Source organism: Zymomonas mobilis subsp. pomaceae ATCC 29192 (assembly GCF_000218875.1).
Classification (GTDB): domain Bacteria; phylum Pseudomonadota; class Alphaproteobacteria; order Sphingomonadales; family Sphingomonadaceae; genus Zymomonas; species Zymomonas pomaceae.
The window spans coordinates 743686-767817 of the sequence record NC_015709.1 but is presented as its reverse complement, the minus strand read 5'-3'; the positions used below and the strand labels follow the sequence as shown (position 1 = coordinate 767817).

The 24132-nt window shown below is 45.7% G+C and carries 17 protein-coding genes, 1 tRNA gene and 1 pseudogene; 8 read left to right on the top strand and 11 right to left on the bottom strand.

Annotated features, from left to right (window positions below; all coding sequences use genetic code 11):
- Positions 1–8: 8 nt before the first annotated feature.
- The 6 genes and pseudogenes from rbfA to rimP all read right to left on the bottom strand — a co-directional run bounded on the left by rbfA (position 9) and on the right by rimP (position 6691).
- On the bottom strand, positions 9–440 hold the full coding sequence (gene rbfA / locus ZYMOP_RS03405; protein WP_013933963.1) for a 30S ribosome-binding factor RbfA: 432 nt from the start codon (positions 438–440) through the stop codon (positions 9–11).
- A 194-nt stretch (positions 441–634) separates the two neighbouring features.
- Positions 635–3367 carry a translation initiation factor IF-2 gene (gene infB / locus ZYMOP_RS03400; RefSeq protein WP_371851885.1) on the bottom strand — a complete coding sequence of 911 codons (2733 nt, stop codon included), beginning with the start codon at positions 3365–3367 and terminating at the stop codon, positions 635–637.
- A 176-nt stretch (positions 3368–3543) separates the two neighbouring features.
- Positions 3544–3709: pseudogene (locus tag ZYMOP_RS09685) on the bottom strand (translation initiation factor IF-2 associated domain-containing protein); the annotation flags it as partial.
- Complete coding sequence (locus ZYMOP_RS03395; RefSeq protein WP_158498492.1) at positions 3699–4445, bottom strand: DUF448 domain-containing protein; 747 nt, start codon at positions 4443–4445, stop codon at positions 3699–3701. The pseudogene ZYMOP_RS09685 and the gene ZYMOP_RS03395, both read right to left, overlap by 11 nt.
- 66 nt (positions 4446–4511) lie before the next feature.
- Positions 4512–6128 carry a transcription termination factor NusA gene (gene nusA / locus ZYMOP_RS03390; RefSeq protein ID WP_013933960.1) on the bottom strand — a complete coding sequence of 539 codons (1617 nt, stop codon included), beginning with the start codon at positions 6126–6128 and terminating at the stop codon, positions 4512–4514.
- A gap of 5 nt (positions 6129–6133) precedes the next feature.
- Positions 6134–6691: a ribosome maturation protein RimP gene (gene rimP / locus ZYMOP_RS03385; protein WP_013933959.1), complete on the bottom strand. Its 558-nt coding sequence runs from the start codon at positions 6689–6691 to the stop codon at positions 6134–6136.
- Between the two features lie 433 nt (positions 6692–7124).
- On the opposite strand from rimP, the gene ZYMOP_RS03380 reads away from it, so the two are divergent.
- The 3 genes from ZYMOP_RS03380 to ZYMOP_RS03370 all read left to right on the top strand — a co-directional run bounded on the left by ZYMOP_RS03380 (position 7125) and on the right by ZYMOP_RS03370 (position 10926).
- Complete coding sequence (locus tag ZYMOP_RS03380) at positions 7125–8471, top strand: PQQ-dependent sugar dehydrogenase (protein ID WP_158498491.1); 1347 nt, start codon at positions 7125–7127, stop codon at positions 8469–8471.
- A gap of 205 nt (positions 8472–8676) precedes the next feature.
- The gene (locus ZYMOP_RS03375) at positions 8677–9504 is read left to right on the top strand and encodes an ATP-binding protein (RefSeq protein WP_013933957.1); all 828 of its coding nucleotides are present in this window, start codon (positions 8677–8679) and stop codon (positions 9502–9504) included.
- A 252-nt stretch (positions 9505–9756) separates the two neighbouring features.
- Positions 9757–10926 (top strand): pyridoxal phosphate-dependent aminotransferase, encoded by a 1170-nt coding sequence (locus ZYMOP_RS03370; RefSeq protein ID WP_013933956.1) that lies wholly within the window; start codon positions 9757–9759, stop codon positions 10924–10926.
- 177 nt (positions 10927–11103) lie between these two features.
- On the opposite strand, the gene ZYMOP_RS03365 is transcribed toward ZYMOP_RS03370, so the two are convergent.
- Positions 11104–11406 (bottom strand): chorismate mutase, encoded by a 303-nt coding sequence (locus ZYMOP_RS03365; protein ID WP_013933955.1) that lies wholly within the window; start codon positions 11404–11406, stop codon positions 11104–11106.
- A 115-nt stretch (positions 11407–11521) separates the two neighbouring features.
- On the opposite strand from ZYMOP_RS03365, the gene ZYMOP_RS03360 reads away from it, so the two are divergent.
- Both ZYMOP_RS03360 and hrpB read left to right on the top strand, forming a co-directional pair.
- Complete coding sequence (locus ZYMOP_RS03360) at positions 11522–12535, top strand: polyprenyl synthetase family protein (RefSeq protein ID WP_013933954.1); 1014 nt, start codon at positions 11522–11524, stop codon at positions 12533–12535.
- A 40-nt stretch (positions 12536–12575) separates the two neighbouring features.
- Positions 12576–15077, top strand: a complete 2502-nt coding sequence (gene hrpB, locus ZYMOP_RS03355; protein ID WP_013933953.1) for an ATP-dependent helicase HrpB — start codon at positions 12576–12578, stop codon at positions 15075–15077.
- A gap of 143 nt (positions 15078–15220) precedes the next feature.
- On the opposite strand, the gene ZYMOP_RS03350 is transcribed toward hrpB, so the two are convergent.
- The 4 genes from ZYMOP_RS03350 to ZYMOP_RS03335 all read right to left on the bottom strand — a co-directional run bounded on the left by ZYMOP_RS03350 (position 15221) and on the right by ZYMOP_RS03335 (position 18086).
- Entirely contained in the window at positions 15221–15748 is a 528-nt protein-coding gene (locus ZYMOP_RS03350) for a glycosyltransferase (protein WP_252507451.1), read from the bottom strand.
- 559 nt (positions 15749–16307) lie between these two features.
- Positions 16308–17192 (bottom strand): succinate--CoA ligase subunit alpha, encoded by an 885-nt coding sequence (sucD, locus tag ZYMOP_RS03345; RefSeq protein ID WP_013933951.1) that lies wholly within the window; start codon positions 17190–17192, stop codon positions 16308–16310.
- Between the two features lie 92 nt (positions 17193–17284).
- A complete protein-coding gene (locus tag ZYMOP_RS03340; protein ID WP_158498490.1) occupies positions 17285–17659 on the bottom strand; it encodes a succinate dehydrogenase/fumarate reductase transmembrane subunit in 375 nt (124 codons plus the stop codon).
- A 10-nt stretch (positions 17660–17669) separates the two neighbouring features.
- Positions 17670–18086 (bottom strand): succinate dehydrogenase, cytochrome b556 subunit, encoded by a 417-nt coding sequence (locus ZYMOP_RS03335; RefSeq protein WP_013933949.1) that lies wholly within the window; start codon positions 18084–18086, stop codon positions 17670–17672.
- Positions 18087–18220: 134 nt separating this feature from the next.
- Here ZYMOP_RS03335 and ZYMOP_RS03330 point away from each other — a divergent pair, with 134 nt between their 5' ends.
- The 3 genes from ZYMOP_RS03330 (at position 18221) to ZYMOP_RS03320 (ending at position 23909) form a co-directional block, all read left to right on the top strand.
- A complete protein-coding gene (locus ZYMOP_RS03330; protein ID WP_013933948.1) occupies positions 18221–19198 on the top strand; it encodes a 50S ribosomal protein L11 methyltransferase in 978 nt (325 codons plus the stop codon).
- A 126-nt stretch (positions 19199–19324) separates the two neighbouring features.
- Positions 19325–19411: transfer RNA gene (locus ZYMOP_RS03325), tRNA-Leu, on the top strand.
- Between the two features lie 535 nt (positions 19412–19946).
- Positions 19947–23909 (top strand): GH36-type glycosyl hydrolase domain-containing protein, encoded by a 3963-nt coding sequence (locus ZYMOP_RS03320; RefSeq protein WP_013933947.1) that lies wholly within the window; start codon positions 19947–19949, stop codon positions 23907–23909.
- The last annotated feature ends 223 nt before the right edge of the window (positions 23910–24132 follow it).

The window sequence follows — 24132 nt, the reverse complement described above, 5'->3', positions numbered from 1 at the left end:
ATATCCTGTTATTCTTTATTTTTACTCACTGAATCTGGCATATCTTTGTCATCTTCCTGTAAATCACGAGCGACATGGGGCGACCTTAATAGATGATCGATAAGACTACCTTGCTCAAAACTTTCATCCGCTAAAAAGCGTAGGCGTGGCACATATTTGAGCCTGATTTTTTGTCCTATCGCCCGTTGAAGAAAGGTCGCATTTTTAGATAGCGTCGAAATAACCGTTTCATCAGCAACGCCGCCCAGAGATTTCACAAAAACTGTAGCAATGCGTAAATCCGGTGTCATTCGCACCTCGCTGATGGAAACCATCAGATTATCTAGGCTGTCACCATGCACTTCTCCTCGCATAAGCATTTCCGCTAAAACATGGCGGATTTGCTCTCCTACGCGAAGTGGACGAATAGAGTGACCTTCGGGCGTTTGGTTACGACGCATTGGTAAACTGACCTTGCGGAATAAAGAAAAACAAAACAGATTTATCTATTGTTTCCGCTTTATAAGCAGAAAACACGATACCTTTTTAAAGGCTGTGAGGAACGACCCTTAAAAAGACATCGGTTTAGAATAAAGAGGCTATAGCGGCCAGAAAGTTTTTCTGACCGCTATAGCAGAGGATTATTAGGTTAATGTTAAAGGGTGCGTTCACGCTCTTCGACTTCGAAGGTCTCGATGGTATCACCGGCCTTAATATCGATTGAGCCTTCAAGCGTAATACCGCATTCCAGACCCGCGCGAACCTCGGATACATCGTCCTTAAACCGACGGAGAGAAGCAATGGAGCCATTATAAATAATGACATCATTACGTAATACACGCGCCCGTAATTTCTGGCGAATAAAGCCTTCGAGAACGAGAAGACCGGCGGCCCGACCGTGTTTACCAGCCGAGAAGACCTCACGGATTTCAGCTTGACCCACGACGGTTTCAAAATATTCCGGCCCAAGTTTGCCAGCCATTGCCGCTTTAATTTCGTCGATCAAATCATAGATTACATCATAGAATTTGAGAGCGACGCCATCGCGACGCGCAATGTCACGCGCTTTACTATTGGGACGAACATGGAAACCGATAATCGGGGCACCAGAAGCGGCGGCTAGTGAAACATCACTTTCGGTAATACCCCCTACACCCTGATGCAAAATACGAACGCGAATATCCTCATTCGAAATTTTGTTCAGAGCACCCGCAATAGCCTCAACCGAACCTTGTGTATCTGCCTTGATTAACAGCGGATATTCGACTGCCTGCTTGTCTTTCAATGCCGAGAACATTGATTCCAAGCTAGCAGGGGCCGCTGTTGTCCGTTTGCGAAGGGCCAGCTCTGCACGATAGGACGCGACTTCACGAGCACGAGCTTCGCTTTCAACAACGGATAACGTATCACCTGCCTGTGGCACACCGGATAAGCCAAGGACTTCAACCGGCATAGAAGGACCTGCCTCTTGCTGATTGCGGCCTTGCGCATCCGTCATAGCCCGAACACGCCCACTGAATTCACCGACAACAAAGATGTCACCGACTTTCAAGGTGCCTCGACGGACAAGAATGGTGGCCACTGGGCCGCGACCGCGATCAAGTTTGGCTTCGACAACAGTACCTTCTGCCGAACGATCGGGGTTGGCCTTTAAATCAAGCATTTCTGCTTGCAGCAGAATTTTGTCGATCAAATCATCCAGGCCGGTCTTTTTCGCAGCGGAAATTTCAACGTCCTGAACATCGCCGCCCATCTCTTCAACCTGCACATTATATTGCAGCAGAGCTTCACGGACACGCTGAGCATTTGCATCAGGCTTATCCATTTTATTGATGGCAATAATGATCGGCACATTGGCGGCACGCGCATGGTCAATCGCTTCGACTGTTTGTGGTCGTAAGCCATCATCACCCGCGACAACCACGATAACGATATCCGTAACATTGGCACCCCGAGCCCGCATTTCACTGAAGGCTTCATGACCTGGTGTATCCAAAAGGGTGATTTTCGCCCCTGATGGAACCTGAATCTGATAGGCACCAATATGTTGTGTAATACCGCCCGCTTCACCCCGAGCAACATCACTACCGCGCAAGGCATCCAGCAAAGACGTCTTACCATGATCGACGTGACCCATAATCGTAACAACAGGAGGCCGTTCTTTTAGCGTTTCCTCGGGATCAACATCGCTTAGGGTATCAATTTCGACATCACTGTCTGATACGCGTTTGATGTTGTGACCAAATTCGGTCACGAGCAATTCAGCGGTATCCTGATCAATCGTCTGGGTTAGCGTAACTGCAACCCCCATTTTGAACAGCGCTTTGACAAGATCGGCACCCCGTTCAGCCATACGGTTCGCCAGTTCCTGAACCGTAATAGCTTCTGGGACGACAACATCACGTACCTGCCGCACCTGTTGTGCACGGTTTTGATTGGCGCGTTTGTCTTTTTCACGTGCCCGACGAAGGGCCGCTAATGAACGTGCACGTGCACCCCCCTCATCACCCGATAAAGCCTTGGTAACGGTTAACTTACCTGATTGACGACGATCTTCACCTTTACGATCCCGCATAGCAGGACGAGCCGGTTCACGACGCGCAGGGGCCACCGGTGTAAAGCGACGCGGTACTGTCGTTGTCCGTGGCGTTTCTGTCGTGCGACCTTCTTCAGCCGTGCGCGGTTTTGCTGCACCCGTTTTCGGTGGATGACGACGTCCTTTATCCTCAGCCTCAGCTGTTTTCTGAGGCGCAGCAGCTGCTCGGGCTTCTTTTTCAGCTTTAGCTCGGGCTTTGGCTTCAGCTTTTTCTTTTTCCTGAATTTCCGCAATTTCAGCCTGTTTTTCGGCTTCAATCTTGGCTTCCATTTCAAGGCGCCGCTTTTCTTCAATACGGCGTTGCTCTTCTTGATCCGCTTCCAACTTTAATCGGTCTTCACGGCGACGGGCTTCTTCAAGTGCCTGTAAACGCGCATCTTCGGCTTCACGTAACAGCTTGGCCTGTAATTCCTGCCGTGAGGCAAGATCTCTATGCGGCAACGTCCGTTGCGGCGCACGCTGTCCACCGCCGCTACGTGCAGGCTGATTTTTTTGACCTTGGCCCTGACCACGCGCACCCTGACGGCCACGGCCATCCTGTGCACGGTTAGGCTGGTTACGATTATTACCACTATTAGCTGTGGTACGTTCCCCCGCTTTTTTAGGGGCTTTATCTGCTGATTTGACCGCTGTCGCTTTTGGTGCCGAGGCCTTTTCAACCTGAGCTTTTTCTACGGTAGCCTTAGTTTCTGTTGCAGGTTTAGCGGCTTCAATAGGCGCTTTTTCTGCTTCAGTTTTCTTTGCAGCAGGCTCAACCGATGCGGTTTTAGGGGCCGCTTCTGTAATCAGCATTTCAGTTTCTACCGGCTTTTGAACAGCAGGCTTTTCTACTGCTGTAGGGGCAACCGATGCGGTAGTTTCGGTTTTCTCTATCGTTTGAGTAACTTTTATATCCTTATTCTGGCTTGCGACGGCGGCTTGTTCTGTCTCTTTAACAGTTTCCGGTGTGGCAGCTTTTTCTACAGCCGTATCACTGGCCCCCGGTTTGTTAATAACCCGCCTTCTTTTGGTCTCTACAATCACGGTATTTGAACGGCCATGGCTGAAGCTCTGCTTCACCTTGCTGGTCTCTACTGTGCGTTTTACCCCCAGCGGCGCCCGCATCCCGAGCTTCGGCTTGTCGTTATCGCTCATCTGCTAATCCGAACCCTTCACATTTTTCCAGCGATAGCCGTTGATCCTGTGTCTTTTCGACACAAGCATCGGTATCCCAGTTCCAACCTATAAATCGGCACCATCGCATCAAAGAATGTTTGATGCGATCCGCTGTAGTTGGCGCAGTTAATGCGATATGTACCACATTTCCGCGCCCCAGCGCCAATGACAAAATCATGCGATCGACAGGCAGAATCAGACCTTTTTCAGATATGACCGCTTGTCCCGTACCTTTATTCTTCCCCCCGACACGGAAAGCGTAATCAAGCTTTCCCTGTCCATCTTCGCCTGCATCGGAGGCATGCAATAAGAGGGCTATATGCCCAGCTCTGCAGCTATCTGCAATGCGTTCTGATCCCGTGAGAAGTCTTCCCGCGCGGGCTTCTATGCCCAGCTGGTTAAGAAACTGCTGTTGCAGTGCTTCTGTGATACGGGTGGAAAGATCAGGAAGAATAACAATCTGAGAGGTTTTGAAGGCTCGCTGTAACGCTGCCTTCAATTTACCTTTTGCAATTGCTTGGTCGAGTGTCGTGCGATCAACGCTAATCCATGCCCCACGTCCGGGCGCACGCGCCCTAACATCGGGGTGGACAGAGCCATCCGGTGCAAGTGCAAGGCGGATCAAACAATCACGCGAGTCCTTATCGCCAGTTAAAATACACCGGCGGGACGAATCGATCGTCAGTTCATCATTGACGGTTTCATTGTCTTCCATACGCCAGGGCGCCTCCTTTAAATAAAGGCGCCCAAAGGCAATGGAATGAGGTTCCATAAACCATTATTAGGCTTTCTCCGACCTTGTTTCAGTGTCTTCTGAGGAAGTTTTTTCATCATCCGCTTCATCGAACCAATGGGCTCGTGCTGCCATGATGATTTCGTTCCCCTGTTCCTGACTGAGGCCATATTCAGCCAGAATACCGTCTTCTTCGTTATTATCGGACGTACGTCGACGCCGCTGATCCTGATGTTTCTTCTGCACTAGTTCGTCAGTGGAAAGATCACCAAGATCATCAAGCGTTTTAATGCCCGCTTTACCTAAAGTAAGAAGCATCGCTTCTGTCATATAAGGCAAAGAAGCCAGTTCATCTTCAACGCCAAGATTGCGTCGTTCTTCGCAAGCCGCTGCTTCGCGTCGCTCTAAAGCTTCACGGGCACGGCTTTGTAACTCAGAAGCAAGCTCTTCGTCGATACCTTCAATACTAGAAATTTCGGCTTGATCAACATAAGCGACTTCTTCCAAATTGCCAAAACCTTCAGCAACCAATAATTGCGCCAAGGTCTCATCAACATCCAGATCCTGCTGGAATAATTCGGAATGAGCCACAAATTCTTTCTGGCGACGTTCCGAGGCATCGGCTTCAGTCAGAATATCAATAGCGGATCCAGTCAACTGACTGGCAAGACGGACATTTTGTCCGCGTCGACCAATGGCTAAGGAAAGCTGATCATCAGGTACCACAGCTTCTATTCGACTGTCATCTTCATCAATGACCACACGAGAGACCTGTGCCGGTTGTAAGGAATTGACCACAAAGGTCGCCATGTCTTCTGACCATGGGATAATGTCGATCTTTTCGCCTTGTACTTCCTGAACAACGGCTTGAACGCGGCTGCCCTTCATACCCACACAGGCACCGACCGGATCAATGGAATTATCCTGACTGACAACAGCGATTTTGGCGCGGCTGCCTGGATCACGCGAGCAAGCTTTGATTTCAATAATACCGTCATAAATTTCGGGTACTTCCTGAGCAAAAAGCTTGCGCATGAAGGTAGGATGAGATCGGGAAAGTAGAATTTGTGGGCCACGATTTTCACGGCGGACATTCATAATCAAAGAGCGAACGCGATCTCCAACACGGAAGGTTTCCCGAGGAATTTGTTGATCGCGGCGTAAAACACCCTCAGCACGACCCAAGTCTATCACGACATGGCCAAACTCAATACGCTTGACAATACCCGTGATGATTTCACCGATACGGTCTTTGAATTCGGCATATTGCCGTTCACGTTCTGCATCGCGGACTTTTTGAAAAATGACCTGTTTAGCCGCCTGTGCTGCGATCCGTCCGAATTCTATCGGGGGAAGCGGATCGACAATAAAGTCCCCAACTGAGGCGCCATTTTGTAATTTCTGAGCATCCGTAACGGATACTTGCTTGAAAAAATCATCGACTTGATCGACTACCTCGACTACACGCCATAGGCGCATATCACCAGTTTTAGGGTCAATTTTAGCCCGAATGTCATTTTCAGCCCCATAACGGGCCCGAGCTGCACGCTGAATAGCCTCTTCCATCGCTTCAATAACAATAGCGCGGTCAATCAGCTTCTCACGCGCCACAGCATCGGCGATCGCAAGTAGTTCAGCCTTATTGGCAGAAATGGCAGTAGCCATATCGGTCATCCTTCTCTTACAATCTGGTCGGCACCTTCGCTAGTCAGCGGTTGGGTGGCGGCGATAAGCGCATCAGTCAACAATAATTTCGCACGTTCAATAGCCGTAAAAGATAGCGTCTTACGACCAATTTTAACACAGTCGATGACAATAGCTTCGTTCTTTTCATCAAGTCCTAGTAAAACGCCATCAAATTGTTTTCGACCATCTATCGGTTCTGATAGTTTAATACGGGCGGAAAAGCCCTGCCAATCTTGATAATCTTTTAGACGGGTCAAAGGCCGATCAATACCGGGGGAACTAACCTCAAGGCGGTAAGCACTTTCTACCGGATCGGTTTCATCCAGTATGTCAGAAATACGGCGTGATAACGTTTCACATTCAGTAAGGCCGATTTGCCGTGTATCAGGGCGTTCTGCCATTATCTGTAAAGTCGGATCGCTTTTCCCACCCAGCATAGCAATCCGTACCAAGTCTAAACCTAACTTTTTAACTTCGGGTTCAATCAAGGCTGTAATCGCGGGAATATCCACGAGAGGTTTTTTTTCTGCCGGATCTGTCATAGCCCTGTCTGTTCCGTCTTTTGCCTTTAAACCTTATGATTTAAGGTTTTGGCAGTGTTAATCAGCGAGATTTATTCTCATTTTCGTACGCGGCTTTAATATCTGATCGGTGCTCATGATACCTTAAGGTTATATAAGCCTATTTACACAGGTTATCCTGCCGGCACTGAAAGAGTACCAGCCCCAACAAAGACCGTCTATGTCGAGGAGATCACTAATTATATACAGATTTTCGTCGCTTCCTACAAGAGGATATATCTATAATATTGCTTATTTTCAGGGTTATGGAGAAAAATAAGCCGGATAAAAAATTTTCTTCTAAAGATTTTTGGCTTTGATTATTTTTGAACTGTTTTTCACTCTTTTGCTTTTGAATATCTGCTATGTCGCATCTTAAATACCCTCTTTTCGGATAATGGAAGAAAGAATTGCCATGATCAAACACCCGAAAGCCCCCTTGTTTAACCGTTCTTTTGGCCAGCGGATAAGGGGGAAGGCTGTTTTTACATGGGGAAGTGTTTTTTTATCGGCCTTTCTGCTCAGTGGTTGCAACGTCATTAAAAAGTATCACAAGGCGATAGATGCTGAATTAGCCGCAAAGAGTGATGAAAGCGGTGAGTCTGTCAGCGTCCTTCAAGGTCAGCTAACACCGGTTGATCGACGGCCTTTTATTGTCCATGAATTAGCAAAATTCGCGCATCCTACTGCGATGTCTTTTTTGCCTGATGGTCGTTTGTTAGTTACGGAGAAATCAGGCGAAATTAAGTTATGGCATCCTGATAATCAGATCGGCATTATTAGGAATTTACCTGCCGTTTCAGATGCCGGGCAGGGGGGCTTGCTCGATATAGCCTTGCATCCTGATTTTGACCGGAATCATCTAATATATCTCAGCTGGACAGAGACGAGTACTGTTGGAAAAAATAAAAATTCGCAATTATCAGCAGAAATTCCAGCTGAAAATAATGGCAATGAATCCTTTGATAAAACAATTGTCGGTGCTGTCGTCGGGCGTGCGGAATTGATCTTTGATAATAAGGGCGGTGGGCGATTATCCGGTTTATCCGTTATCTGGCGTCAAGATCCAAAGACAGAAGGTAATCTGGAATTTGGGGCCAGAATGGTTTTTGCGCCTGATAAATCTCTGTTTATTTCAAGTGGCGATCGTCACCAGCCCGCCTCTGCCCAAGATATGAGTATTAATCTTGGGAAAATTGTAAGAATTACGGATATTGGACGTATTCCTCCGGATAATCCTTTCAATGGCACCAGTTTTTTAAAATCTCAAATATGGACATCAGGACATCGCAATCCTTTGGGCTTGGCCTTTTCTCCCGATGGTCTTTTTTGGGAAAATGAAATTGGTCAAAATGGGGGTGATGAACTTAATCTGATTAGAAAAGGGGCTAATTATGGTTGGCCTATCGTGTCAGAACAAGCGACCGCAGCAAGCAACACGCCCACAACAGAATCCAATGTAACCCATCAAGAATTTGTTGGCCCTAAATGGAGTTGGAGTACGAGCCTTGCCCCTTCTTCGCTCGCTTTTTACACAGGCAATCTTTTTCCTGAATGGAAAGGAAACGCCTTTATTGGCGGTCTCGCTAGCCAGATGCTGGTAAGGATGGAGATAAAGGGGGAAAAAGTGCGTGAAACGGATCGTTGGCCGATGGGACATTCTGTGCGTGATGTAACGCAGGGACCTGATGGCGCGCTTTGGTTGATTTGTGATGATCCTAATGGAGGGATATTAATCCGTTTAGCACCCCCAGGGCGCTAAATTGATTAGCCTCTAGGATAAGTTAATAAGACATTGAAATTATTATTATTTTTGTCGATTTTCCGTGAATTTAGACCAATTTTTTGGGGTCTCGATTTAGGCTGTTTCTTTTATTTTTAGAGAAGAAAATATAATTTCTAATGCGTCTAAATTGTAATTTATGAGACAGAATACTCGTTTTATAGAATTCTTAAGGTAAAAAGATATGCTTGCTTCTGATGATACTACGCTTAAACGCATTGCGGATGCTTTAGAACGTCTTGCGCCACCTCCTCCGGTTTTGGCAGATCCCCTAGCGGCCCCTGCTTATGTTTGGCGTGACAAAAGTTTGATTGCCACCCGCTCTTTTAAACCCTTCCCATTGGAATGTTTGGCGGGGGTAGATGTTCAGAAGAAGGCTTTATTAGATAATACTGCGCGTCTGGCTAATCGTGTTGCGGCCCATGATGTTTTGTTATGGGGATCACGCGGCAGTGGGAAATCCGCACTTTGTAAGTCAGTCGTTGGTGAATTACAAAAAGAAGGGGCACCCATCGCCCTGATAGAAGTTGCAGGGGAACGGGTTGATACTTTACCCGATTTATTTGGTCATATCGCGGATCAACCGCGTAGTTTTGTTTTATTTGTCGATGATCTTGGTTTTGAAGAAGGAAGCTCTGCGCCCCGTCTTTTACGGTCTTTGTTAGAAGGTGGGGCCGAAGCTAGGCCTGAAAATGCCCGACTCTATGTTACGGCCAATCGCCGTCATATTGTGGCGCGTGAAGTGCAGCATACGGAGGCTTCTTTTGCGCGGGATGTTTTAGATGATCAATTAGCTTTGGCTGATCGTTTTGGTCTTAATCTTGGTTTTCATGTGTGTAATCAGGATACTTATATTGAAATGGTGCGCGGCTATGCTGCCCGTTTTGGTTTACAACTGGATGAAAAGCAGGCTTTATCTTGGGTTCGTTCCAGAAGCGGCCTCTCGGGTCGTATGGCATGGCAATATATCATTGAAATTGCCGGAGAACAGGGAAAAAATATTTCTCTTTAACTTTTAAAAGTAAAAATTAATTTCATCTTGATCTTTATTATCTGAGAACTTTATTATTAATAGAGTTCTTGGATAATGCCCTATTGAAATAGGGTTAATATATTTGGTTTTTATTTAATTTATTATTATAAATAATGGCAAAAAATACGTATATTATTATCTCCTTCAATGAAGAATGGTGTTGAATATCCGGGATTATTCATTCTTTAATAGCCGCTTATATTACTAAGTATAGGCTATAGGGGGAATAAAATGCGCGATAGTTTGCAAAAGTCTGATGTTTCTCGTCGGCATTTAATGCAATGGGCGGTCGGAGGTACGGTTGCGGTGCCTTTTATACTTCAGAGTGAAGCCGCTCATGCCGTAAAAGCGAATGTCTTACAGACTGATACAAATATTGTGTCCCCCGAAGCCTTATTGAACAGTGTGACAGACGGCGTCTTCATTAATTATAATGAAAATCCTCTCGGCCCCAGCGAGAAAGCCCGCACTATTTTAAGTAAAACGATAGCGTTAAGCGGGCGTTATGGTATGGGATTTGCTGAAAATATTGCGGCGATTGTTGGAAAACAAGCGCATATCCCCACCGACTATGTGCGTTTTTTTAATGGTTCATCGGTACCGCTTCATGCAGCGGCTTTGGCTTTTACCAGTAAGACTCATCCCCTCGCTTACTCGGTTCCTACATTCGATATGTTTTTTATGACGCCTTCAGGTGAAGCTTTAACAGCGATTCAAACCGTGCCGATTACCAAAGACCATAAAATTGATGTTCAGGCTATGCTAGCCGCAGCGCCTAATGCTGGTCTTTATTATATTTGTAATCCCAATAACCCAACAGGGGTGGTTACACCGCTGGCCGACATTGAATGGTTGTTGGCCCATAAACCTGTGGGATCGATTGTCTTGGTGGATGAGGCTTATATTCACTATAGTGATAACGCTAAATCAGCCTTGCCTTTGGTTGCACAGAATAAAGAGGTTATTGTCTTGCGAACCTTTTCCAAAATTTATGGATTAGCAGGGCTTCGTTTAGGTTTTGCCGCTGCGCGCCCTGATTTACTCGAAAAATTATTGCAGTTTGATTTTAATACACCACCTTTGCCCGCTTTTGCTGCTGCCGAAGCCAGTTTATTAGAGGTCGGCTTGGTCGCCCGAAGAAAGGCTTACAATAAAGCCGTGCGTGATAATATTTTCGCATGGCTTACTTCAAAAGGCTATCGTTTTACACCGTCTGAGGCTTCTTTCTTCATGCTGCATGTTGGAAAACCGGGGCAATCTGTCACGGATGCTTTAAAAAAATATAAGGTTCATATTTCAGGACCGCGTCCGAATTATCCTGATTGGGTACGTGTTTCGCTTGGGACACCCGCTGAGATGAATATTTTTAAGGCTGCTTTTACCAAGGTAATGGCCGCCTGACGAAAAGAATCACTTAAAATTAAAAATATGAGGATAATTTTTAGGGTTTATCCTTGGTTATTTTGAATATTTCTGATCTATTTTCGATGAAATTTACTTTTGTTTTGGTTTAATTTTTAAAGAAAAAGGCCTTCTCTTTTTGAAAAGGCCTTTTTTTTCATCGCTTTTGTAAAAAAGTTAATTAGACCCATTTTTTTGGAGTTCGTCTCTTATAAGCCGGTGGTGACGGGTCGCTTCTTCTATAACCATCCGTAAAAAACCTTCCGCAAAATCCGGATTAAGCCCTGCTGATTCAGCTAAATGCCTTAGACGTGTGGTCTGTTCGGCTTCACGGGCAAGATCGGCAGGGGGAAGTTGTTTTTCAGCCTTGTAATAACTGACATCTGAAGTAATCTTGAATCGTTCTGCTAAAAGACAGATTAAGGCCGTATCAATATTATCAATACTTTTACGATAGCGCTGCAACCGATCATTGGGCATAAATGAAAATCCTTAGTTATCGAAGCGATGGAGGTATCTTTTTGACGGTTGCAAACAAGTTGGGCAAGTGTCAACGCTTGTATTTCTTTACGCATCAAGGCACAGCCCTTCCGGCATGACCGCTATTTTATCCTCTTCCCGCCGTTCCAAACCGGCTTCTCTCGATCCGCTTATGCGTTTAGTGGCTGATGATATGCAGGCTGTGAACGCCGTCATTCTTAATAGAATGCAAAGCGAAGTACCGCTTATTCCTGAATTGGCAGGCCATTTGATTTCTAGTGGTGGCAAGCGGATGCGCCCGATGTTGATGTTGGCATGTTCTCGCCTGATCGGACAACCTGAAACCGTCCATTATAAGTTAGCGGCTGCCATTGAATTTATTCATACGGCTACCTTGCTGCATGATGACGTCGTTGATCACAGCGATCTGCGACGGGGTAAGCGCACCGCTAATAATATCTGGGGTAATGGGCCGACTGTGCTGGTTGGTGATTTTTTATTAAGCCGTGCTTTTGAAATGATGGTCGAATCTGGCTCTTTGCGCGCGTTAGACATCCTTGCCAATGCGGCGGCGGTTATTACCCAAGGGGAAGTCGATCAGCTGGTATCCCAATATCAGGTTGAAACCGACGAGCCGCGATATTTGTCTATTATTGGGGCTAAAACAGCAGTTTTATTTGCAGCATCTTGCCGCATTGCCGCTGTTATGGCGGGCTGTTCTGATATTTTGGAACAAAACCTTGCCAATTATGGGCAATATTTAGGTATTGCCTTTCAATTGGTCGATGATGCTATTGATTATATGTCCGATAGTGAGACCATGGGTAAAGGGGTCGGCGACGATTTCCGCGACGGCAAAGTAACGCTGCCTGTCATTCTGGCTTATAAGCGAGGGGATGATAAAGATCGTATTTTCTGGCGTGAAGCCATAGAAGGCCGACGGATTTCAAATGAAGATTTGATGATCGCCAAAGATTTATTGGTCAAAACCGACGCTTTAACAGACACCTTAAAACGGGCCCATGAATATGGCGATAAGGCAATGTCTTCTTTAAAAGCTTTTCCCGATAATGCGGTGAAAGAGGCGCTTTTAGAAACGGTGGAGTTCACTATAGCGCGCGCTTATTAAGAAGAAATACGGGTATTTTATTTATAAGGCTCTTTGCGCTTTGTCTTCTTTTCCTGATTTACCGGTTACTCAGATCATTCCTTCTCTGTTGAGTGCTTTGCAAAAACGTAGCAATGCCGTGCTGATTGCACCTCCGGGGGCAGGAAAAACAACAGGATTAGCGCCTTGTTTGCTGCAAGAAGCATGGTGTGATGGACAAATAATCTTATTATCACCGCGTAGATTGGCGGCCAAAGCCGCCGCCGAGCGGATGGCGGCTATGCTGGGTGAGCCTGTGGGGCATCAAATAGGTTATGCCACGAGGATGGAATCCAAGCGTTCTAAAGATACCCGCATACTGGTCGTGACCGAGGGTATTTTTCGACATTATATTCAGAAAGACCCTGAATTACAGGGTATATCGGCCGTTTTATTTGATGAGATTCACGAACGCAGTTTGGATAGCGATTTTTCTTTAGCGCTCGCGTTAGATATTCAAGCCGCCTTGCGACCTGATTTAAGGTTGATTGCTATGTCCGCCACGATGGACGGGACACGTTTTTCGGCATTAATGGCCGAAGAGGATAGGGGGATAGCCCCCGTTTTTGAAAGTCAGGGACGCTGTTATCCGCTTCATTATAATTATGTCGGGCGTCAAGCTGAAATCTCGATTGAACAAAATATGGCGGCCATAATCCGGCGAGCTTTACAGGAAAATGAAGGCGGCCTTTTAGCTTTTTTACCCGGTCTAGGCGAGATTGAACGGACAGCGGCTTTATTAAAAGATTTACCGTCCAATATCTGTCTCTATCGCTTGCATGGTGTGATTGACCCTAAAGAACAAAGGGCGGCAATTTTACCCGCCGAAAAAGGAAAACGAAAACTGGTATTAGCCAGTGCTATCGCGGAAACAAGTTTGACACTGGATGGCATTTCTATTGTTGTTGATTCTGGATTAACGCGCCGTGCCCGTTATGATCGGCAAGCGGGTTTAACCCGATTAGTAACAGAGCGTGTCAGTCGCGCTTCAGCCGATCAACGCGCAGGACGGGCAGGGCGACAGACCGTCGGCTATGTTTGGCGATTATGGGAAGAAGCCGCTCAAGCTGGTTTATCGCCCTATGATCCACCCGAGATTACCGAAGCCGATCTTTCGACTTTAACGCTTGAGTCCGCTTTGTGGGGACTTGATGATCCTCGGAAATTGCGTTGGATTGACGCCCCCCCTTCAAGCGGGATTGAAGAAGCCTATACGCGATTACGCAATTTAGAGGCGATTAATGCAGAAAATCGCCCGTTACCTCATGGTGAGGCCTTAACGCGTTTACCGATGTCTTTACCTCTGGGCCATATGCTTTTAGCGGCGAAAGAAAGAGGACTGGGAAAAATGGCAGCGGATATGGCTGTCTTATTATCAGAACGCGGGTTAGGCGGGTTAGACTGTGACCTTGAAAGCCGTTTAGCCCGTTTTCGTCGTGATAGAGGGCCACGTGCCCAAAAAGCACGGGATTTAGCGGCAAGATGGCAAAAATTAGCCGGTATTTCATCCTCTACCCCACCTACGCCCGATAATGAAAATCATATCGGTATTTGTATCGCTTTGGCTTTTCCTGATCGGGTCGCAAAAAGGCGCGATTCAACGGGGTCCCAATGGCTATCTGTGGGTGGAAGAGGATTCCAACTAGACCCAGCTTCACCCCTAGCCCGTCATGAATGGTTAGCCGTTGCAGAAGCGCAAGGTTCTGCCCAATCGGCACGGATTATAGCCGCAGCGCCTCTTGATAAAGAAGATATAACGGCGCTTTTTTCAGACAAAATTATGACAGAGCATCTCGTTCAGTTGAATAAAGAGAATTATGCTGTTGAGCCCCAGAGAAGGCAGCGCTTAGGGGCTGTTATCCTCAGTAAAGGGCGTGATGATTCACCTGATGAATCGATGATCGCGGCGGCTTTACTCGAGGCTGTGCAGCAATATGGCTTGAATATTCTTCCATGGCCGGAAACGGCGTGTACTTTACGTCAACGATGGGCTTTTCTTGCTGCCCAATCGGATGAGATAAGAGATAATCTTCCCGATCTAAGCGATAACGCCTTGTTAGAAAAACAGGCGATCTGGTTAGAACCGATTTTAAAGGGGTGTCGACGTCTGGATCAAATCGCCCCTACCGCTTTATCGCAGGCATTGGACAATCTTTTGGGTTGGCAGGGGAAACAGCAACTAGAGGATTGGGCACCGGCACGATTGATAACACCCGCAGGCAGCAGCCATGTTATTGATTATCAAGCCGAAGGAGGGCCTGCGGTTGAAGTAAGGCCCCAGGCTTTATTCGGGATGAAAAACCATCCGATGTTAGCCAATGGAAGGGTGGCGTTGGTTTTTCGTCTCGTTTCACCCGCAGGCCGTCCTATTCAGACCACAACAAATTTGCCCGATTTTTGGGCAGGAAGTTGGAAAATGGTCGCCAAAGAGATGCGGGGACGGTATCCTCGCCATCCATGGCCAGATGATCCCGCCTCCGCTGTGCCAACCTTGCGTACACAAAAAGGGCGCAAAGTACATTAGCCTTTTCCAAAGCCTTATTATGGAACGTTAATCCGTCCTATAAACGCAAATATGCTTATAGTCAGACATAGGACAGGACCATCCGGCAGGCGAAATCTTTGGCCTTTAAGCTTGCGCGGATAGGGACTCTTTTCTTTGTGTCGTTATTCTTCTAGAGCTATTTCGCAGACACGATTAGGTTGCCCCTTGGTCGTTCCCCATACATGATCAGCAAAGACATGCCCTTTTCCGCTATAGCGGGCACCGGTATTGTGAATCGGGGTAAAATAATGGCTAGGCCATAAAGTATAGCCATATTGAGGGTTTTCTTTGTGGATTTCCGTAACGAGTTTAGGGCCAGTTATATGGCAAGGCCAACCATCCACAATAGATTCTCTGGCGTGAATTCTTTCGATAAGTTTAGCCATAAATTCTTGTTCTGGGGCCGCCCCCATAACATGATTGCCAATAAGGCCAGGGCGCATTTGTTCATGTTCCCAACCAAGACAAATATCGCTATCAAAAAGCCAGTCTTCTAAGGGGCGGATACAATAACAATCTGCATCCACATAGAAGCCGCCTTCAATAAAAAGGATTTCATAACGCATCAAATCGCTAACGCCATCCAAACGGCCCCATTCTAACAACGTTTTGATGTGTTGGATGTTATACCAATTATGATTAGCTAAAATATCGTTACCCCAGACCTTAACTTGCCAATCTGGATTTTTATCAACCCAACTGTTGATGAAATGAGTAGGGCATTTACTCTCATCTCCGATCCAAATGGTATGAATGATTTTCGGGATTGATAATCCCCCCCCCCATCATATCGTTAAATCCGTATTTATCAGCCATATCGTTTCTTTTGTTTATAATATTGGATATTGAAAGTAGTAAAGAATTCGTCAATTTATTTCAATAAATTAAAAGATGTATTAGTGCCTTATTAATATAAGGCTCTACAGATTTAAAATTTTTAATTTTAGGTAATTTTTTTTCTTACCAGAAACATAAGAAAATTTTATAAAAATCTTACAATAAATAAAATATGATTTATTATCTATAATGCCTGAATAAACCTATAATATTCACAATGTGGCCGAAGACATCGGGTTTTCTATAGGGAATGTTGCAAGCCTTTTGTTTATCTTATTTATTGATAATGCGAGGGTGAATGAAGAATACAGAATGAAAAAAGGCATGTAAAAATACACGCCTCTTTTTTCATTGTATATCTGATAAGGGATATTAATCTTTAATCAGATTATAGAGTGTCTGACCAATTTTTGACGGGTCGGGTGTCATGGCGATACCCGCTTTCCGCATGGCTTCTATTTTTGTCGCGGCATTCCCCGAACTACCGGAAACAATAGCCCCCGCATGACCCATATGACGCCCCGGTGGCGCTGAAACGCCCGCAATGAAACCGGCGACTGGTTTTTTACGGCCTTTACGGGCTTGCTCTTTTAAAAATTCTGCCGCGTTCTCTTCATCCGTGCCACCGATTTCCCCGATCATGATAATAGATTCCGTTTCATCATCCGCTAAAAACATATCCAGCACATCGATAAAATCGGTTCCATTAACCGGATCCCCCCCAATACCTACGGCCGTTGATTGCCCTAACCCCAATTGGCTGGTTTGGAAAACGGCTTCATAAGTGAGGGTGCCGGAACGGCTGACGATGCCCACCGAACCTTTTTTGAAAATAGCCCCCGGCATAATACCGATCCGTGCGCCTTCCGGCGTCAGCAATCCTGGACTATTCGGGCCGATTAACCGTGATTTAGAACCGGTTAAAGCCCGTTTCACCCGTACCATATCCAGAACCGGAATGCCTTCTGTTACCGTTACAATTAACGGAATTTCAGCATCAATCGCTTCTAAGATGGCATCCCCGGCAAAAGCGGGGGGAACGAATATCATGGACGCATCCGCGCCCGTTTTTGCCCTTGCCTCGGAAACAGTATTAAAAATAGGAAGATCAAGATGGGTTTGTCCCCCCTTACCCGGCGTGACACCGCCCACCATTTTTGTTCCGTAAGCCAGTGATTGTGCCGTGTGGTGGCTGCCTTGCTGGCCAGTGATGCCTTGCGTAATAACTTTCGTCGCCGCACTAGCAAGAATTGACATCGGTTAATTTCTCCTGACCAGACGCCCAGCTGCAAGGCCGTGGCAGACCGTCTTAAAAGCGATTTAGTTATAAAGAAAACGGAAAATGGAAATCAGCTTATGCCTGAATGAAAAGCAATTTTCAAAACAGAAAAAATAGCAAAACTCCCTACGATTATCATATAAAAATAGAGGATAAGCTGAAGACTATTTCTTATTTTACGATAAGAAGGCGAAGGAAAAAGCGTATCGACAAAAAATCGGGCATAACCATACGTAGAAAACACCAAGAGCACTATGGGTATGGCCACGATAGCTTGGCCAAGCCACCGCCGCACAAGGTTAAAGTCATAAGACGGCAACCGAAAAAACGAGATAATTAACCAACTGTATAAGAAGACATTCGCCAAGGCTGTTAGCTGTTTATAAAAATCAGCTTTTTTATCCCTGTCTATAGGGGGTGTCGGGCTGAGGCTGTCTTTCATCATGTCTCGAATATTACCTTAATAAAATGAGAGCCCACACTAAAAATGTTATAAGCAGCGCTATCATACTCATAGCGGAATAGAAGCCGTGGCTTTCTCTAAGCGAAGGATTACGGCTTCCCTTAAGAGCATTAAAACGTATCGAGGCCATAACATGATAAAAAAAACACCATGTCAGCCCGACCCCGATTATCCGGCTTAAAATATTCACAGAAAAAGCAAAAGAGTTCTTGTCGGCTGCATGAACCATATAATGCAGAAAAAAGGCATAATTTTCGGGGCTACTTGCAACCGAGAATAACCATAGCGTAAAAACAGGAAAAGCAATAAAGGCAATTGCTAACGCGGTTATGCGGTGTAACAAAGTAGCCGATTTTTGGAAATCCGGCGATGCTGTTTTAGAAGAAGAAGGATTAATCGGCCTCGCCACAAGAAAATACTCCGGTTAGACGGAAGAAATATATCAGCTCTCGAAAATTATCTTTTAAACCATAGATAATATGGCGCAACTGATGATCGGTTTTAAAGATAAAAATAAAAACGGAAAAGGACGAATAGGACGCTATGGCGAGTAGAAAGCAGGGTAACGGCGACACGATAACAGGATTTCCTTATAATGCGCCTTGTAATGGAAGTTGGAAACTAATCTTACCCTGTAATCGCGAGGAAGCGCAGGCTTTGGCCGAAGGTGAAATTGGGGGTTTTATACTGATGGATGAACCTCCAGTTATTATGGTAAGCGAACCGGATCCCAATCTTCCTGAAAATTGGCGTTTAGAGGCTTATTTCGACCGTGAGCCTGATGGTACGCTTGTAGCGATGCTGCGTGACTTGGTGCCTAGTGCTTCTCACCTACAACCCGTTATCGAACATATCGAAGAACAGGATTGGGTCGTTTTATCGCAGTCTGGACTAGAACCCGTTCGTGCTGGCCGTTTCTTGGTATGCACACCGGCCAATATTATTCCCGCAGAAAAGGGCTTGAAAGCTTTTACGATTGATGCGGGTCGGGCTTTTGGGACAGGTCACCATGAGACGACGACGGGCTGTCTTATGATGCTGGATAAATTAAAACGCCAAGGACAGCATTTTTCAAATATTGCTGATATTGGCACAGGCACAGGGTTATTAGCTTTTGCGTCGCGATATCTTTGGCAATCCGCGAAGGTTATAGCCTCGGATCTTGATCCGGTAGCCATTGAGGTTGCCAAGGAAAATGCTGTTATCAATAGCATACCGATGGGGCGGGGACGTTGTCAGGTCGAAATGGTTATCGCTGCCGGTCTGGCTCATCGGCGTTTACAACAGCGTGCCCCTTATGATTTGCTGATAGCCAATATTCTGGCAGGTCCTTTAATCGAATTAGCGGATTCCTTTGTCCCTGCTCTTGCCTCAGGGGGATGTTTGATTCTAGCGGGTTTGGTCAAAGAACAGGAAAAAGCGGTCTGTCGTGCTTATCAACGTTTAGGGATGCGTCTGGCAGATCGTGTGGTTTTGGGCGATTGGCCCAGCCTTTTGCTGGTAAAAAGACCCAATTTTTAATATTTTTCATTTTTTAGGCATAAAATCCTAAAAAAATGAAAATAGAGACTGGACGTAGTGAGCAGCTTGTGGCATCCGGCTTGACCTTAGCTGTTGATATTCAAGCTGAATACTTCAGCCAGTCACGCGGGTGTGGCGGAATTGGTAGACGCGACGGATTCAAAATCCGTTTCTAGCGATAGAGTGTCGGTTCGAGTCCGACCACCCGTACCATCTCTTTCTAGTATTTTCGTTATCTACAAATCTTTACTAGACCTAAATAATCAGAGATGATGACACTAAAGACGAGTAAAGGCGGTTGTCTTCAGCTTCATTCAAATTTAACCTGTCTGATACGCGTACGCCTAATTTAAAAATTTAGATAAATTTCCTTAATAATTGGGCATATCCTGTCCCCCTTAGTATCTAATAATCAAATTCCCATTGGTATCTTGATATAATTATCGCATCTTTGTGTTTAATCATGATGAAGGGTGTGATCTCTCCTATGGGGAGGGTTTTAAATGTGGTATAATTATTCTGAAATAGAGGTAGTTTGACATCTTATTCTTATCGGCCCTTAGTTGATTAGAATAATAAATAGCCTTGCTACTGCGCTATCCCGTGCGGGAGAAAAATTGATGTCTGCCTTCCATGTCGTCGCAGAGGCCAAATTTATTGATAGAGGCACGGCTGAGTGTGCCTTTATTTCCTGTAATTTTATAAAGACAATGCGCCTGCAAAGCATTCTTTATTCTTGGTGCCACCCATGACGGGCGGTTCCTCCTCGGTAAGTGCGACCTCAGTCGGTCGTGAAGCAGCCGCTGTTCGCTATTTTTCTACACCAGAAATTAGTAAGCCGATAACCCATCTTCTTTCGAATGGATGTTATTCGGTGATGTTAACGTCTTCTGGGGCTGGATATAGCCGCTGGCAAGATGTCGCTATTACACGATGGAGAGAGGATGCGACCCGTGACAATTGGGGCACGTTTCTTTTTTTAAAGGATTGTCAAAGCGGGAAATTATGGTCTTCTGGTAATCTGTCTGCAGATAATGATGTCGTAGATCGCGAAGTTTTTTTTGCTGAACATTGCGCCCGTTTTGTTCATCATCATGATAATTTAACAGCGACAATAGATGTCGTGGTTTTAGAAGAAAATGATGGAGAGGTGCGCCGTTTAAGTCTGCGTAATACAGATTGCTCGGAAAAAGAGATTGAAGTTACCTCTTATGCAGAAATTGTCTTAGCTTCCCTCGCTGCCGACAAGGCACATCCCGCCTTTGCCAAGTTGTTTGTCCAAACGGAATGCATCCCTGAATATGGGGCTCTTATTGCTAGACGTCGTCCAAGATCGCATGAAGAACCGCGATTATGGGTCGCCCAGTTTGTAGTGGCCGAAGGCGGTGTTCGGGATACCTTACAATATGAAACCGACCGCGCCCGTTTTCTGGGACGGGGTAACTCGCTTGCCGAGGCAACGGCTATTGTAGATAATAAACCTTTATCGAATACGGTCGGTACGGTTCTTGATCCTATATTTGCCCTTAGACAGCGTATAATCGTTCCAGCCGGCGAAACGGTACAGCTTACGGTTTGGACGGTTGTTGCCTCCACCTATGCCGAGCTTTTGGGATTAATTGATAAGTATCACGATCGCAATGCCTTTAATCGGGCTAAAGGCTTAGCGTGGAATAATGCAAAGACTCGCCTTCAACAATTAGAAGTGAACATAGAAGAGGCCGCCGAATTCCAGCGGCTTGGGGCACCTGTCCTTTATACAAATTCTAATTTTCGCCCTTCTTCTGATAAGATTATAAAAGGAGCTGGGCCTCAATCTGATCTGTGGCTTTACGCTATTTCCGGCGAACTACCGATTGTCTTGTTTTATATCGATAAAATGAGCGATATGGCGCCCGTTAAACAGATACTCAGGGCTTATGAATATTGGCGCATGAAATGCGTTGATGTTGATCTTGTTATCCTTAATGAGCAAGGCGGTTCCGAAGGGGATGATCTTCAAAAAGCGATAGAAATCATAGTTGATAATCACCTATCGCGTCTAACACCCTGTGATACGCCTATGTCAGGTAAAATTTATCCCCTTCAGGCTAGTCTTATAAATGAGAAAGCCCGTGATTTACTTCCTTCTGTCGCGCGTGTTGTTTTATATGCACGGGATGGCTTGCTTTCTCTTCAACTGGGCCATTTGGAATCACTGAAACAACACACGCCTGTTGCGCGTATACCGCAACCTAAGCAGGCATCACCGTCCACTATATCTTTATCGACCGCAGAAAAATTTAATCTGGAATTTTTTAATGGCTTTGGTGGTTTTGATAAGGATGGCCGTGAATATGTGACTGTTATTGATAATAATCATGTACCGCCTGCGCCTTGGATTAATGTAATCGCGCATCCTGATTTTGGATTCCAAGTTTCAACAGAAGGCAGCGGTTATACTTGGGCTGAGAATAGCCATGAGAATCAGCTTACTCAATGGTCAAATGATCCCGTAACAGACCCTATTACGGAAGCTATTTATATTCGGGATGAGGAAACGGGCGATTTATGGAGCCCAACAGCGAACCCTATCCGCGAGGAAAGCCCATATATTGTACGCCATGGTTTTGGCTACAGTCGTTTTGAGCATGAATCACATGGGATTGCCCTTGATCTGCTTCAGTTTATACCGCTTGATGATCCGATCAAGATTTCTCGTTTAACGCTTCGGAATTGTTCAGATAAACCGCGCAAATTGTCTGTGACAAGCTATGCTGAATGGGTGCTTGGTATGTCGCGCGGGGCATCTGCGCCCTTTATTGTGACAGAAAGGGATAGCGTTACAGCCGCTCTATTGGCTCGTAACCCGTGGAGTACAACCTTTCCGGGGCGAATTGCCTTTTCTGATCTTGGTGGAAAACAAACAAGCTGGACAGCAGATCGAACAGAATTTTTAGGGTGTAATGGTGATCCCAAGGCGCCAGCCGCGCTTACCCAGCCGCGCCCGCTATCCGGTAGAGTAGGCGCTGGTTTAGACCCTTGTGCGGCATTAACCACCCCTATTGAGTTAGCGGTCGGCGCATCGGTTGAGGTGGTTTGGCTGATGGGGCAATGTCAATCACTTGAAACAGTTCACGCTTTAATAGCCCGTTACCGTGAAGCTGATCTCGATAGAGCCTTACAGGCCGTAACAAAGCATTGGGAAAAAATACTAGGTGCTGTTCAGGTGAAGACCCCTGATCGTGCGATGGATATTATGCTAAACGGATGGCTGCTCTATCAAACAATTTCTTGCCGTCTTTTAGCCCGTTCCGCTTTTTATCAGGCCGGTGGTGCTTATGGTTTTCGTGACCAGTTACAAGATGGCATGGCATTATCTTTTGCCGCTCCCGAGGAGACCCGACGCCATATTCTCCGTGCAGCCGCACGCCAATTTGTCGAAGGTGATGTCCTACATTGGTGGTTGCCCCATTCGGGCCAGGGCATACGGACACGAATATCGGATGATCGTGTCTGGCTAGGTTTTGCAACGGCGACTTATATTACTACGTCTGGTGACATCGCGATATTAGATGAAGTCATTCCTTTTTTAGAAGGACGATGTTTAAACGATGGCGAGCTTGATGCTTTTTTCCGAGCAACTGCGTCTGATGAGAAGGCCTCACTCTTTGAGCATTGTGCCCGGGGTATCGATCAATGTCTTCGGCATATAGGCGAACATGGTCTCCCGCTTATCGGTACCGGAGATTGGAACGACGGTATGAATTTGGTGGGCGATCTGGGTAGAGGGGAAAGTGTCTGGCTTGGATGGTTCTTATTGCGTACTATTGATATTTTTGTTCCTTTTGCAGATGAACGTGACGCGATAAGGGCCAAAGATTGGCGTGATCAAGCGGCTTCTATAAAGGCGGCTATCGAACGTGAAGCTTGGGATGGTGAATGGTATCGTCGTGCAACCTTTGATGATGGTGCATGGCTTGGCTCAAAGGAAAATGATGAATGCCAGATAGATTCTATTGCCCAGTCTTGGGCTGTTTTATCAGGGGCTGCTGATCCTTCCCGTGCCATGCAGGCCATGGCGTCCTTTGAACAGCATCTTGTTTATCCTGAAGAGGGTTTAGTTCTTTTATTCACACCGCCTTTTGATAAAACATTTCATGATCCCGGCTATATTAAGGGGTATCCGCCGGGAGTTCGTGAAAATGGAGGCCAATATAGTCATGCGGCTATGTGGGCTATGGTGGCTTTTGCGCAGTTGGGCGAAGCTGAAAAGGCAGTAGACCTTTTTCACCTTCTCAATCCTATCAATCATACAAGGACGCCTGAAGAAACCTCGCTTTATAAAGTAGAACCTTATGTTGTTGCCGCGGATGTTTATTCCGATCCGCCTCACAGAGGACGCGGGGGATGGACATGGTATACGGGTTCTGCAGCATGGATGTACCGTGCCGGTGTCGAAAAAATTTTAGGTATTCAGCGCGCAGGTAGCTTCATCATTATCGATCCTTGTATTCCTGATACATGGTCGAATTTTGAGGCTACAATAAACGTAGAGGCCACCTGTTATTCTATTTATATCGACAATACTTCACCCTCGGGGGATAAAGTTTTAGAGGCTACTTTAGATGGCGCTCCCTTTTTATGTGAAGGAAAAAACGTTCGCGTAGCTTTGGATGGAAAAAAACATACACTGCATATTCATCTTGGGATGCGGAAAAAATACAAATAATTCAATAATAAAAAGATTATTTTTTTGACATTTTATCGAAAAATAAAGTAATGAAATAATTTTTTAAAATATAATATATAATTATGGAATAAATTTTTAATAATAATCGAAAAGTATTCCCCTTTAGGAAGAGGGTAGCAGACTTAATTCGTTAAACTAAAATGAAATTCATAGTGAAATATGCAGCTGATCCCAGAAATACTTTGAAAATTTTTGAAAAAAT

What these genes read in the sequence shown, in the direction of transcription:
- ZYMOP_RS03365 (WP_013933955.1), bottom strand. Translation starts at nt 11,406, where the DNA reads ATGCCCAATGATCGGTTGCAGCGCTATCGTAAAAGTATTGATAATATT.
- ZYMOP_RS03375 (WP_013933957.1), top strand. Translation starts at nt 8,677, where the DNA reads ATGCTTGCTTCTGATGATACTACGCTTAAACGCATTGCGGATGCTTTA.
- sucD (WP_013933951.1), bottom strand. Translation starts at nt 17,192, where the DNA reads ATGTCAATTCTTGCTAGTGCGGCGACGAAAGTTATTACGCAAGGCATC.
- ZYMOP_RS03380 (WP_158498491.1), top strand. Translation starts at nt 7,125, where the DNA reads ATGATCAAACACCCGAAAGCCCCCTTGTTTAACCGTTCTTTTGGCCAG.
- ZYMOP_RS03360 (WP_013933954.1), top strand. Translation starts at nt 11,522, where the DNA reads ATGACCGCTATTTTATCCTCTTCCCGCCGTTCCAAACCGGCTTCTCTC.
- rbfA (WP_013933963.1), bottom strand. Translation starts at nt 440, where the DNA reads ATGCGTCGTAACCAAACGCCCGAAGGTCACTCTATTCGTCCACTTCGC.
- infB (WP_371851885.1), bottom strand. Translation starts at nt 3,367, where the DNA reads ATGCTGATTACAGAAGCGGCCCCTAAAACCGCATCGGTTGAGCCTGCT.
- ZYMOP_RS03320 (WP_013933947.1), top strand. Translation starts at nt 19,947, where the DNA reads ATGACGGGCGGTTCCTCCTCGGTAAGTGCGACCTCAGTCGGTCGTGAA.
- ZYMOP_RS03340 (WP_158498490.1), bottom strand. Translation starts at nt 17,659, where the DNA reads ATGATGAAAGACAGCCTCAGCCCGACACCCCCTATAGACAGGGATAAA.
- ZYMOP_RS03330 (WP_013933948.1), top strand. Translation starts at nt 18,221, where the DNA reads ATGGCGAGTAGAAAGCAGGGTAACGGCGACACGATAACAGGATTTCCT.
- ZYMOP_RS03370 (WP_013933956.1), top strand. Translation starts at nt 9,757, where the DNA reads ATGCGCGATAGTTTGCAAAAGTCTGATGTTTCTCGTCGGCATTTAATG.
- nusA (WP_013933960.1), bottom strand. Translation starts at nt 6,128, where the DNA reads ATGGCTACTGCCATTTCTGCCAATAAGGCTGAACTACTTGCGATCGCC.
- rimP (WP_013933959.1), bottom strand. Translation starts at nt 6,691, where the DNA reads ATGACAGATCCGGCAGAAAAAAAACCTCTCGTGGATATTCCCGCGATT.
- ZYMOP_RS03395 (WP_158498492.1), bottom strand. Translation starts at nt 4,445, where the DNA reads ATGGAAGACAATGAAACCGTCAATGATGAACTGACGATCGATTCGTCC.